The organism is Halomonas sp. 3D7M, from assembly GCF_014897885.1.
Lineage (GTDB): Bacteria > Pseudomonadota > Gammaproteobacteria > Pseudomonadales > Halomonadaceae > Vreelandella.
The window spans coordinates 1-12,599 of sequence record NZ_JABUZF010000178.1 but is presented as its reverse complement, the minus strand read 5'-3'; the positions used below and the strand labels follow the sequence as shown (position 1 = coordinate 12,599).

The 12,599-nt window shown below is 55.3% G+C and carries 12 protein-coding genes and 1 pseudogene; 6 read left to right on the top strand and 7 right to left on the bottom strand.

The genetic code is table 11. From position 1 onward, the window contains the following. Window positions 1-601 (bottom strand): annotated as a pseudogene (locus tag INT22_RS10010) (J domain-containing protein); the annotation flags it as partial. Between the two features lie 112 nt (window positions 602-713). On the opposite strand from INT22_RS10010, the gene INT22_RS10005 reads away from it, so the two are divergent. The 6 genes from INT22_RS10005 (at window position 714) to INT22_RS09980 (ending at window position 7,369) form a co-directional block, all read left to right on the top strand. Then, on the top strand, window positions 714-2,144 hold the full coding sequence (locus tag INT22_RS10005; RefSeq protein WP_193068161.1) for a hypothetical protein: 1,431 nt from the start codon (window positions 714-716) through the stop codon (window positions 2,142-2,144). 123 nt (window positions 2,145-2,267) lie between these two features. Then, the gene (locus INT22_RS10000; RefSeq protein ID WP_193068160.1) at window positions 2,268-2,957 is read left to right on the top strand and encodes a CBS domain-containing protein; all 690 of its coding nucleotides are present in this window, start codon (window positions 2,268-2,270) and stop codon (window positions 2,955-2,957) included. Between the two features lie 194 nt (window positions 2,958-3,151). After that, on the top strand, window positions 3,152-3,931 hold the full coding sequence (locus INT22_RS09995; RefSeq protein ID WP_193059919.1) for a ThuA domain-containing protein: 780 nt from the start codon (window positions 3,152-3,154) through the stop codon (window positions 3,929-3,931). Beyond that, window positions 3,928-4,977 carry a Gfo/Idh/MocA family protein gene (locus INT22_RS09990; RefSeq protein WP_193059920.1) on the top strand — a complete coding sequence of 350 codons (1,050 nt, stop codon included), beginning with the start codon at window positions 3,928-3,930 and terminating at the stop codon, window positions 4,975-4,977. Before INT22_RS09995 ends, INT22_RS09990 begins: the two co-directional genes overlap by 4 nt. A gap of 60 nt (window positions 4,978-5,037) precedes the next feature. After that, a complete protein-coding gene (locus INT22_RS09985; RefSeq protein ID WP_193059921.1) occupies window positions 5,038-6,300 on the top strand; it encodes an ABC transporter substrate-binding protein in 1,263 nt (420 codons plus the stop codon). Between the two features lie 76 nt (window positions 6,301-6,376). Then, on the top strand, window positions 6,377-7,369 hold the full coding sequence (locus tag INT22_RS09980; protein WP_193059922.1) for a LacI family DNA-binding transcriptional regulator: 993 nt from the start codon (window positions 6,377-6,379) through the stop codon (window positions 7,367-7,369). 4 nt (window positions 7,370-7,373) lie between these two features. Here INT22_RS09980 and cdd read toward each other — a convergent pair whose 3' ends face one another. The 6 genes from cdd to INT22_RS09950 all read right to left on the bottom strand — a co-directional run. Then, the gene (cdd, locus tag INT22_RS09975) at window positions 7,374-7,781 is read right to left on the bottom strand and encodes a cytidine deaminase (RefSeq protein WP_193059923.1); all 408 of its coding nucleotides are present in this window, start codon (window positions 7,779-7,781) and stop codon (window positions 7,374-7,376) included. A 23-nt stretch (window positions 7,782-7,804) separates the two neighbouring features. After that, window positions 7,805-8,530 carry a purine-nucleoside phosphorylase gene (deoD, locus tag INT22_RS09970; protein ID WP_038482109.1) on the bottom strand — a complete coding sequence of 242 codons (726 nt, stop codon included), beginning with the start codon at window positions 8,528-8,530 and terminating at the stop codon, window positions 7,805-7,807. A gap of 54 nt (window positions 8,531-8,584) precedes the next feature. Next, window positions 8,585-9,829 (bottom strand): phosphopentomutase, encoded by a 1,245-nt coding sequence (locus tag INT22_RS09965; protein WP_089038875.1) that lies wholly within the window; start codon window positions 9,827-9,829, stop codon window positions 8,585-8,587. Beyond that, the gene (gene deoA / locus INT22_RS09960) at window positions 9,829-11,181 is read right to left on the bottom strand and encodes a thymidine phosphorylase (RefSeq protein WP_089038874.1); all 1,353 of its coding nucleotides are present in this window, start codon (window positions 11,179-11,181) and stop codon (window positions 9,829-9,831) included. Before deoA ends, INT22_RS09965 begins: the two co-directional genes overlap by 1 nt. Next, a complete protein-coding gene (deoC, locus tag INT22_RS09955) occupies window positions 11,182-12,000 on the bottom strand; it encodes a deoxyribose-phosphate aldolase (protein ID WP_193059924.1) in 819 nt (272 codons plus the stop codon). Window positions 12,001-12,083: 83 nt separating this feature from the next. After that, window positions 12,084-12,599: nucleoside transporter C-terminal domain-containing protein (locus INT22_RS09950; protein WP_319022062.1), on the bottom strand; the 516-nt coding region annotated here is incomplete at its 5' end.

Genomic DNA, 12,599 nt, shown 5'->3' with positions numbered 1-12,599 from the left:
GTTGCTTTTGTTGCTTTTGTTGCTGTTGTTGCTGTTGTTCTTTATTAGCACGCTGGCGCTCTTCGGCCTCTTTTGCTTTCTGCTCAGCCGCGTGTGCATCACGTGCCTTGCGCGCGTGATATTCTGGATCGTGCACCTGCCAGTAAGCATCTCGACTGGGGTCCTCTGCTGATTGCAGTGGTTTGCCCGTTAACTCATGAAAGAGAGTGCTGAATGTGGCAGGTGTGATATTTAGCAAATCAGCGAGAAAGCCCAGAATGTAATGGTTATTCAGAGATAGCTCGCCATCGTCGGTGGCTACCGTGATCGCTTGGTAAAGTATGCTGAGACTGCGCTCGTTGGAACACTCTTTGCGCACAACCTCGGCCGCTAACTGAATGGCTTGAAGGTCTTGACTATGGGCAATGCTCATCACCGGCCCAAGTTCATGCCCGTGACGAAATTGCGCGGTGACCTGAGCCAGTCGGCGTCGCCGCTGGCCTTCAGACACCTGCTGGCGATGGACAAGCACCCAGGCTAACAGTAGTAGTGTTGCCGTATCCACTTGGCTGCGGCTCTTTAGCAGCAACAGCTCAAAGGGTGAAAAACGGGCAATGGACATTCCTTGGCTCCAAGGCAAAGAGGTTAACCGCAGAAGTGCTTTAACGGCCATCCTGATAATGATTGGCCATGGTATATCATCGCGTTACGCAATGAAGTAGGAGATTCGTTAGGTGATCAATGTTGAGCGTAAAAATAGCTTCCAGCTGAGGCTCACTCGACGGCTCAAGGAAGAAACGTCGCACACGCTCGATGTTTACCTATTTGTGCCCAAAGAGCTTGGGCTTAGCACCCATGTCATTTCAGAAGAGGCGTTTTATCACGGCGCGATTAGCGTTTCACGCACTTACTACAGTGATGAGTACCATTTACCGTTGGTCCATAGTCGTTTAGCGAGCCGTAATCAGTTAGGCAGTGATTCCTATCGGTTAAGTTTAAGTTTGTACGCTTATCAATACGTTGGGGCGTTAGAGCGAACGACTCAGGCAATGCTGGTCAGCGCCCGAAAACTACGCCATGCAACTAGCGATCAACGCCAGGAGAGCGGCGAGCTTCAAGAGCTTGCCGATGCGCTCCGTGATCAACTGTATGAAATGAGTGATTTGAGTGACGGCATTCTTAAACGGTTGCGGCGCAATTCGCCCACCGACGAGCGGCTCTATAAATACTTTGCCAACATCGATAATTACCTTTCCTGGTTTACCGAGCAGCAACTGTTGGCATTGGTAGCGCATATGCCTCGTGGCGGCGAGTTTAGTGAGATAAAACGTCGCTTTATCATTGTCTGCCAGCGTGAGAGCGACTATCGAAAAGAGCAAGAGTATAACGCTGAACGGGTGATGGAAGATCCCACTCGGATGTCGAATAAAATGCGCTTGCTAAGGCGGCTTATTGAGCATCCCATTACGCTCAAACAGCGTGCTCTAGAGCTTGGGAGCGGCGAGCAGAAGGCAGTAAAAGCGTTGGCGACGGCAGTGGTAATGGCGTTTGTATCGCTTGGTGTGCTCCACTTGCGTAGTGTGCTGGGCGATGTCACTGCGTTGTTTGTATTGGCGTTGGCGCTGCTTTATGCGATGCGGGAGGTGTTTAAAGACGACCTGCGTAACACGCTATGGCGCTGGCTTCGGCGTGGAAGGCCAAAGTGGCGGCGGCAATATATCGACCCCACGCGCAATCAATCGGTGGGTCGGCAGTTAGAGTGGTTCGACTATAAGCGCTATGCCGCACTAGATGCTGATATTCAGCAAATGCGCCGTCGAACGGTCGCTCAGCGTGAAGAAGAAGTACTGCATTATCGTTCCAGCTCGCGTATGTCGCCCACCCGCTTTTTAAGCGGCTATGAGCATACCCGTGAAACGCTGCATATCGATCTTTCCATGCTGACGCGCTTAATGAGCAAAGAGAAGCACTTCATTTACCGTCTGAAGGAAGGTCAGGCCGTTAGAGAAAGTGTCGAGAGACGTCACCTGTTTAACTTGGTCATTCGTGAGACGGGTAGTGAGGACACAACCTACCTAGCTCGCTGGAAAGTGGTTGTGAGCCGTTCTGGCATTGTCGATGTCGAGAAAGTCGCTGAGGAAAGTGTAGAGAAAACCAGCAAATAAACTGCGTTGGATCAATAGACGGGCACTGAGGCTGGGCCTGCATAGCGAAATCACCAGTAGCACACTAGTCTCAAAGGTGAGCCATATAATTTGCGACTGCGACCCTGTCGCCTGGAGGATACTGTGCAAGCTATCGACATTATGACACCCAACGTGGTGTGTGTAGGGCCCGACGCAAACGTGCGCGATATAGCGCAGTTGCTACTCGAAAATCGCATTAGTGCCGTACCGGTCGTCGATGATGAGCGTAGAGTGTTGGGTATCGTGAGCGAAGGCGATTTGATGCGTCGCGTGAAAGATGAAGCGGACGATAACCGCTCTTGGTGGCTCTCGCTCTTTAGTGGCGGTAAAGACGCGGGGACATATATTAAATCCCATGGGCGTAAGGCGCATGAGGTAATGACCTCCAAGCCACTAACTGTCGAAGAAAATGCACCGCTGCATAGCATTGCTCGTTTGCTGGAAAAGCATCACATCAAGAGGGTGCCAGTGGTGCGAGACGGTAAGCTCGTTGGTATTGTCAGTCGCGCAAACTTACTTCAAGGGATTGCTAACGCGGTTGTAGCGCCCACTCAGTCGCCGGAGGATGATCGCTCTATCCGTGAAGCCATTCTCAAAGAGATCGATAATAACACCGGTGTGCGAACCGAAAGCTTCAGTGTGATTGTTGATGGTGGGAACGTAGAGATTTGGGGGCTAGTAGAGTCAGTAGAACAGAAGCAGGCAGTGACCGTAGCAGCTGAAAATACCCAGGGCGTCAAGCGTGTTGAAAATCATCTTGGCATGATGCCCCGCGGGACGGGCTACTTCTAACACGTTGTGTTTCTTAGCTAAACAGCCTGTTGCTTTATGCAGCGGGCTTTTTTATGAGCGCTAATGCGCACTCTTTTTACTCTTGTGAAGCGACTAAAGTTGCATTTAAGTAAACGTTTACTCTTTGCGAGTAAACGTTTACTTTAAGCCTCACCTGTCATTTTTTAAGATGTTTTATGTCGCAAGGAGAAGCTATGAGCATTAACGTGACCGTATGGGGGGAGAACGTCCACGAGCAGACCAATGACATCGTGGCGCGTATTTACCCTAAGGGTATGCACCAGTGCATCGCCGAAGGTTTAAACGAAGCAGAAGGTATCGATGCCACTGCTGTCACATTACAAGACCCAGAGCAGGGCTTGAGCGAAGCAATGCTTGAAAGCACCGATGTACTGCTATGGTGGGGCCACGCCGCCCATGGCGATGTGTTGGAGGAGACGGTTGATCGCGTTCAAAAACGCGTACTCCAGGGCATGGGGTTGATTGTGCTGCACTCGGGGCACTACTCGAAAATTTTTAAGCGCTTAATGGGAACTACGTGTTCACTCAAGTGGCGTGAAGCGGGCGAGCGGGAACGGCTATGGGTAGTGAACCCAGGTCACCCGATTGTTCAGGGCCTGGGGGACTACATTGAGCTGCCCCATACCGAAATGTACGGCGAACCGTTTGCGGTGCCTAACCCCGATGAAGTGATCTTTATCAGTGCCTTTGAGGGGGGAGAGGTGTTCCGCTCCGGCCTGACCTACAAACGTGGCAACGGCAAGATTTTCTACTTCCGCCCTGGCCATGAAACCTATCCGATTTATTACGATGCCCAGGTGAAAACCGTGTTGAAAAACGCCGTGAACTGGGCACGCCCGGAAGGCTCGCGATGGATCGACAGCTGCCCTAATGTGCCCGCTGACCAAGCGCCTAATCCGGTCGAGATTAAAGGCGAAAGCCTGCATAAACCCGGCGAGGAGGGCTTTAAATGATCCGTTTAGCGATAATTGGTGCAGGCAGCATGGCTGGCGAGCACGCCAAGCATTTTGGCCGTCTTGAAGGCATCGAAGTGATGGCTGTGTGCGACCGAGACCTTGCCAAAGCCCAGGCGTTTGCCGAGCATCATGGCATTGCCGACGTGTATCAAGACCTGGATGCCATGTTGGCTCGGGATGATATTCACGCGGTAAGTAACGTCACCCCTGATGGTGTTCACAAAGCCACGTCGCTGGCCGCCATTGCCGCAGGTAAGCATATTCTGTGTGAAAAACCGCTGGCGACAAATGCACAAGATGCCCATGAAATGGCGGCCGCTGCTCAGGCCGCTAACGTGATCAACATGGTCAACCTAAGCTACCGCGATGCCCCGGCGATTCAACACGCGCGTGCACTGATTGCGGGAGGGGCGATTGGTCAAGTTCGTCATGTCGATGCCAGTTATAGGCAAAGCTGGCTAGTGAGTAACGCCTGGGGGCGCTGGAATGAAGATAGCCAGTGGCTGTGGCGGCTTTCTGAAGCCCACGGCAGCAAAGGCGTATTAGGCGATGTTGGTGTGCATATTGTCGACTTTGCCAGCTTCCCTGTTGGCGACATTACCCGAGTAAACTGCGAGTTAACCTGCTTTGAAAAAGCCCCAGACAATCGCATTGGTGAGTATGTGCTGGATGCCAATGATACCGCGCTGATGAGAGTGTCATTTGCCAATGGTGCGAAAGGCACTATTCAGGCCACTCGCTGGGCAACAGGGCATCACAACTCGCTGGCGCTGAGTGTGCACGGCGATAAAGGCGCGATTCGTATTGACCTGGACGCCTCAAAAGAGGATGTGCAGGTATGTCTCGATGATGACGTACATCCTGCCCGCTGGAGCACTGTGAAAGCACCGTCCACGCCGAGTATTTACCAGCGCTTCGTCGAGAGCATTCGTAGTGGCAATAACGATCAACCGGATTTTGCCCGCGGCGCGGCGATTCAAACCGTGCTCGATGCCTGTTTCGTATCAAGCCAGGAAGACCGCAGCCTAGCGATTGCCAGCTAGGTGGATGGCTCGACCCTTTAACTAGCTCCCTACCTACCAATAACAATAGAGGTGAATGCTATGCGTCACTACCTGCGCTCGTCAGCGATACTGTTTGCCCTGCTGCCCACAACGCTGCCTGCCATGGCGGCTGAAATTACCATTGCCTGTGGCGATGGTGGGGCGGCAGATTTTTGCCCAACCCTGGCAGAACGGTGGGCCGATGCTAATGGTCACCAAGTGAATATCGTCACCACCCCGGCATCACCCACTGAGAAGTTGTCGCTTTATCAGCAACTATTAGGCAGCCAATCGCAAGATGTGGATGTGCTGATGGTGGATATTGTGTGGCCAGGGCTACTTGCCGACCATTTGGTTGACCTAAATGACTACCTGCCGGAAGGCGCGGCTGACGGCTTTATTCCTTCGCTGATGGATAACAATACCGTGCAGGGCAAGCTGGTGGCGTTGCCGTGGTTTACGGATGCAGGGTTGCTCTATTACCGCCAGGACTTGTTGGACAAGTACGACGCTGAAGTGCCGCAAACCTGGCAGGCGTTGACGGACACTGCGCGACATATCCAGCAATCTGAGCGCGACGCAGGTAATGCGCGCATGCATGGGTTTGTGTTCCAAGGGCGAGCCTATGAAGGGCTGACCACCAATGCATTGGAGTGGATAGCCAGCCACGGTGGCGGCACTTTTGTGGATGCCGGTGGGCAAGTCACCATCAATAACCCCCAAGCAGTAGAGGCCATTGCGCTAGCAGCCTCTTGGGTGGGGGACATCAGTCCTGAGGGCGTGCGCAACTATATGGAAGAAGAAGCTCGCGGGGTGTTCCAATCGGGTAACGCCGTGTTTATGCGTAACTGGCCCTATGCCTGGTCGTTGGGGCAGGCCGATGGTACACCCATTCAAGGCAAGTTTGGCGTCGCGCCGTTACCCCGCGGGCCCGAAGGGCAGTCTGTCGCGACGCTTGGCGGCTGGAACTGGGCGGTTTCACGCTACTCAGAGCATCCTGATATCGCCGCTGACCTAGTGGCTTATCTCGCCGCTGAGGAGCAGCAGAAAGCTCACGCCATTGAGTTTGGTCGAAACCCGACGCGGCCTGTGCTCTATGAAAATGCCGAGGTGCTGGAAGCCCACCCGTTTATTGGCGAACTTTATGCAACCGTTATGAACGGTGTGCCACGTCCTGCAAGCGTTACTGGAGAAGCGTATCCGCGGGTGTCTAACGCCGTGTTCAACCGTGTGCATGACGCCCTATCCGGTGATATTTCCCCCGAACAAGCAATTCAGCAGCTCGATAGCGAGCTTGCCCGCATAGGTAGGCGTGGTTGGTAGCTGGATTTGCCGCAATGCTCAGCGATTTTCGGCACAATTTTTGGCACAATCATAAGCTGAATCGCTGAGGCATGGCATGAAACAGACCAAACAGAGCGCTCAAACGGCGACCATACGCGAAATAGCCCGGCGGGCCGATGTCTCTATTGCTTCGGTCAGCCGGGCACTTAATGGTAAGCCAGGGCTAAGTGACGCGTTGCGGGAAAAAATTCTTACCATCAGCCGCGAAGTGGCGTACCAGCCCAGCGCAGCGGCCAGGCAACTGATTAGTGGCAAGGCCGCAGTGGTAGGAATTTCCCTGGGGCGCCAGGATATCGAGCTGCGTCCTTACTATATTCTGCTTTACCAACACTTAACCGTCGCACTACACCAGCAGGGCATGGTGCCGATCTTTTTCCATCACGATCAGACGGCAGAGCTACCAGAACGGGCGGGCGCGGCTATTCTGCTGGGGGAAACCTCTGAGGATGAGCGTCCCAGCTTGCTAGAAAATGCCGGCGTGCCGTTTGTGCGCATTGGCAACCCAGGGCAAGGATTTTCGGTCGCACCGGATGATGCCCAGGGGGTTTATGAAATGACGCACCACCTTATCGCTCAGGGACGTCGGCAGCTTGCTTTTGTCGGTGGTGAGCTGGAAATGCCGGGGCCTCATAGCCGTTTAGAGGGTTACCGACGGGCGCTGGATGAAGCCGAGCTTTCTGAGCAACTAATTAGCCTGCCACATCGGTTTAGCTCAGACTCACTGACCAGTTATCGTTATTTAAATCGTTTGTTGGCGGAGACCACAAATGGCCAAGCCCCGCCATTTGATGCATTAGTATGCGCCACCGACGAGCTGGCTTTGGGCTGCGTTGCTGCGCTGGAAGACAGGGGGATTGACGTGCCTCGCCAAGTCGCAGTGACCGGTTTTGATGACCTGCCAGCGCTTGCCTCTGGGTTAACAACCATTCGTCAAGATATCGCAGCGATTGCGGCAATGAGCGTGGAGCTGCTGGGTGAAGCGCTAGCAAGCAAAGCGCCCCGGCATGTATCGTTGCCGGTGACGCTCGTCATGCGGGAAACAGGGTGAACGCTTAACGCGGTGGCAGTTGCTCAGGGCCGAAGGCATCGGGAAGCAGCGTTGCCATGGTATAGGTTTTTAGCACGTCGCCCTGGTGTGAAAGCACCATAATTTGCGTTTCTGGGGTGGCGAATTCACGAATGCGCTGGCGGCAGTCGCCGCAGGGTGTACACAGGTGCTCGCCTGGTCCCATCACGTACACCTTGGCAAGCTCACGCTGGCCAGCGGTGATCATGGCGGAAATCGCCGAGGCTTCCGCGCACAGCCCTTTGTAGTGCGCCACTTCCACGTTAGCGCCTGCAAACTGCTGGCCATCCGGGCACTCCATTACCGCGGCGACTGGATGATTGGAGTAGGGCGCATAAGCGTTGTCCAAGGTGGTCAGCAGCGTATCAACCAGTGCCTTATCCGCTTGGCTCATGGCGTTATCCTCATAAATGGCTATTAGGCCTTAGCGGCGTCGTCGCGTAGTACTGTGTCTAGCGCAATCGTCATCATGTCATTGAAGGTGGTCTGGCGGTCGGCGCTGGAGAGCGACTCGCCTTTCAGAATATGGTCGGACACCGTACAGATGGTTAGCGCGCGGGCACCAAACTCTGCTGCAACACCGTAAAGGCCTGCTGCTTCCATTTCCACACCCACGATGCCGTAGCGCTTGAGCAGTTCGGCCATATCGGTCTGCGGGTTATAGAACAGGTCTGCTGAGAAGATATTGCCGACTTTTACCGGCACATTCTGCGCCTTGGCGGCAGCAACGGCGTGGCTTGTTAGCTCAAAGTCAGCAATGGCCGAGAAGTCGTGGTCATTAAAGCGCATACGGTTCACTTTGGAATCGGTGCAGGCACCCATGCCAATAACCACGTCACGCACGTTGACGTCGTCGCGCACTGCGCCGCAGGAACCCACACGAATAATCGATTTAACGCCGTAGTCGGTAATCAGCTCTTTGGCATAAATAGACACCGACGGAATGCCCATGCCGTGGCCCATGACCGAAATTTCGCGGCCCTTGTAAGTACCGGTGTAGCCGAACATGCTGCGTACATCGTTCACCTGACGAACATTTTCCAGGTAGGTGTCGGCGATGTACTTGGCGCGCAGCGGGTCGCCGGGCATCAGAACGGTATCCGCGAAATCGCCCATTTCAGCATTGATATGTGGTGTTGCCATAAAACGCTCCTATTGATCGTTTTTTAATCAGATTAATTCGCTCAACGCTGCGGTTCAGGCAGCGTTAGGTAAAAAGCTCTTGCCGTCTTCCATCGCTTCAACGGCGAAGAAGGCGGCTAATGTCTGGCCGATATCGGCAAAGGTGTCGCGCTCGCCTAGCGGGCCGGGGGCAAACCCTGCGCCATGCACCATCACCGGCACATATTCGCGGGTGTGTTCGGTGCCTTCCCAGCTGGGGTCGCAACCGTGGTCGGCGGTGAGCAGCAACAGGTCATCGTCGTTGAGTGCGGCAAGCAGTTCCGGCAGGCGGGCATCGAAATGCTCAAGTGCGGCGGCGTAGCCCGGCACGTCACGGCGGTGGCCGTAAACCGAATCAAAATCAACAAAGTTGGTCATGATCATGGTTGGGCGGTCGCTGGTTTCTTTCGCGGTGCGGGCTACTTCGGCGAGCGTGGCTTCCATCAGGGCGTCGTGGCCGCTGGCTTTGACCTTATGGGTAATGCCGCAATGCGCGTAAATGTCCGCGATCTTGCCAATCGAGACCACTTCGCCGCCGGCATCGGCCAGTTTCTGCAATACGGTGGGGCTGGGCGGCTCAACGCTGTAGTCACGGCGGTTGCCGGTGCGGGCAAAACTGGTGCTGTCATCGCCGTTAAACGGGCGGGCAATCACACGGCCAATGTTGTAGGGCTCGAGAAGCTCGCGCACGGTTTCGCACAGCGCGTAGAGGCGCTCTAAGCCAAAGTGCTCCTCGTGGGCGGCAATCTGAAACACCGAATCTGCCGAGGTATAAACGATGGGCTTGCCGGTGGCTATGTGCTCTTCACCCAGACGGGCGATGATCTCGGTGCCCGAAGCGTGGCAGTTGCCAATCACCCCAGTGAGGCCGGCTTCTTGCACGATGGCGTCGAGCAGTTCAAGGGGGAAGCTGTTGGTTTTATCAAGAAAATAACCCCAGTCAAAACGCACTGGTACGCCAGCAATTTCCCAGTGGCCGGAGGGAGTGTCCTTGCCGCTGGAGATCTCCTTGGCGTGGGCGTACGCACCTGTTAATTGAGCTGGCAGGTTAACGCCTTCGGCGACGCTTCCCGTTGCATCGCGGTGGGCGTAGAACAGGCCAAGCGCCGCCATGTTGGGCAGTTTTAGGGGGCCTGAGCGCTCAGCGGTATCGGCGTTACCGCGGGCGCAGGCGGCAGCGATGTGGCCCAGGGTGTCAGCACCCTGGTCGCCGAATTTATCAGCATCGGGGGCGCTACCGATCCCAAACGAATCAAGGACTAATACAATCGCACGACGCATTAGGCTTCTCCTCGGAAGGTGTCTTGAAGCAGTGTGTCCGCTGCGGCAGGCTCTTCGCTAAGGGTCATGGCGGCACGCAACTGAGCAGCGGCACGCTTGGCCGCATCTTCACTGCGGGCGTGAACGATGGCTAACGGACGCTGGCTATCGACACGGTCGCCAATCTCGACAATATCGCTAAAACCGACGCTGTGATCGACGCTAGCGTCGTTGCGCAGGCGGCCACCGCCTAGCTCGACGACGCTCATACCGACGGCACGGGTGTCGATACGCTGTACGATGCCACTCTGCTCAGGGTACACCGGCTGAATAACCGGTGCGGTGGCCAAGTAGCTATCCGAGCGTTCCATAAAGTCGGCGGGACCGCCCAGCTCGCGTACCATGCGGGCGAAGACTTCGGCTGCTGCACCCGAGGTGAGCGCTTTTTCCAGCTTAGTTAGGGCTTCTTCACGGTTGTTGACCAGTTTGCCAGCGATCAGCATTTCCACCGCCAGTTCGCGGGTGACCTGCATAACGCGACTGTTGGCACGTTCGCCGCGCAGTAGGGCCAGGGTCTCGACGATTTCGACCGCGTTGCCAGCGCAAGGGGCCAACGGCTGGCTCATGTCGGTGAGCAGAGCTGTGGTTGGGGTGCCGGCTTGGGTTGCCACGTTGGCGATGCTTTTGGCTAGCTCGCGGGATTTTTCCGGCGTGGGCATAAAGGCGCCGCTGCCAACCTTAACGTCCATCACTAAGGCATCTAAACCAGAGGCCAGTTTTTTACCCAGAATAGAGGCGGTAATCAGTGGAATGGACTCCACGGTGGCGGTCACATCACGCACGCCGTAAATGCGTTTATCGGCGGGGGCCAGATTGCCGGTTTGGCCGATAATCGCTACACCGGTTGATTTCACCACACTGCTAAAGCGTTCCGGCGCTGGGTAGGGGTCGTAACCGGGGATCGATTCCAGCTTGTCCAGCGTGCCGCCGGTGTGGCCAAGGCCACGACCTGAAATCATCGGCACAAAGGCGCCGCAAGCGGCGACCCAGGGGCCGAGCACCAACGACACTAAATCACCAACGCCGCCGGTAGAGTGTTTATCGACAATCGGGCCGGGCAGGTTGAGGGAGTCCCACTGCATGACATGGCCAGAGTCGCGGGTCGCCGTGGTCAGGGCGACGACTTCTTCACGGCTCATGCCGTTTAAGAACACCGCCATGGTGAAGGCGCCAATCTGGGCGTCGCTGATGCGATCATCGGCAATGCCTTGTACGAAGGCTTTGATCTCTTCCGCGGGTAGCGGCTGATTATCGCGCTTCAGGCGGATCAGTTCCTGGGGTAGGAGAGCGTGATGAGAAGCGGTAGATGACATTTAGTAGCCTCCGTTAGTAGTGGCGAGCGATGCGGTTTGTGGGGCGCCGCTTAGCGTATTCAATAAATTACCCAGCAGGCTGGAGGCACCAAACCGGAAGTGCTCAGGCGTTATCCACTGCGCGCCCATAATGTTCGTAGCAAGTGCTAGGTACTCGGCGGCTTCTTCAGTGGTGCGCACGCCACCGGCGGCTTTAAACCCGACATCTTCACCGCTGGCTTTAATCGCGTTGAGCATGATCTCAGCGGCTTCCAGGGTGGCGTTTGTGTCGACCTTGCCTGTCGATGTTTTAATAAAGTCAGCGCCGCCTTCAATCGCCAGTTCACTGGCACGCTTGATAAGCGCGGGATCTTTGAGTTCGCCCGATTCAATGATGACTTTTAAGCGTGCTTGACCAGCGCAGGCGGCTTTACACATTTCGACCAGCTCTAGGCCAATTGCTTCATCGCCTGCCATCAATGCGCGGTAGGGGAAGACCACATCGACTTCATCGGCACCGGAAGCGACAGCGTCGCGGGTTTCACGGGCGGCGCCCATGATGTCGTCACCACCGTCTGGGAAGTTGGTAACCGTGGCAATTTTAACGTGGTCATTGAGCTTGTGAGCGGTTAGTGCACGCTGCGCGGTAACCACAAATTGCGGATAAACGCATACCGCTGCTGGGTTGCCAAAGGGTGTTTTAAGTTGCTGGCAGAGCGCTTCAATCGTGCTATCGGTGTCGCTGTCGTTCAGGCTCGTTAGATCCATGAGGGTGAGTGCTTGACGGGCAGCTTGGGTAAGTTGGGCTTGAGTGTGCTGAGAGGAGGCAGTCGCAGTCATGGAGTTCTCGCAAATTAATAAAAGACAAAACGGGCCCTGCGTGAAAACAGCAGCGCCCGTTGCAAAGTGTCGTGCTCGCTGCGTTAAGCCGTGGCGCTACTCAACGCAATAAAGAAGCCTGCAATTGAGGCCGACATTAGGTTAGAGAGTGTACCGGCCAATACGGCCTTCACGCCAAAACGGGCAATCTCTTTACGGCGTGTAGGGGCAATGCTGCCTAAGCCGCCCAGCAAAATAGCAATCGAGGACAGGTTGGCAAAGCCACATAACGCAAAGGAAAGAATCGCCATGGTGTGTGGAGTCATCATTTGACCCGTGGCGGCCACTACCTGTTCCCCATCAATGTAGGGAGCCAAGTTGATAAAGGCGACAAACTCATTCACCACCAGTTTTTGACCGATAAACGAACCCGCCAGGGTAGCTTCTTCCCAAGGGACGCCAAGCAAGAAGGCAAGCGGCGCAAACAGCCAGCCAAGAATCAGTTCAAGGCTGAGTGATTCAAAGCCAAACCAACCGCCAACGCCGCCTAGAATTCCGTTAATCAGGGCAATAAGCGCAATAAACGCGAGCAGCATGGCACCCACATTAGCGGCAAGTTT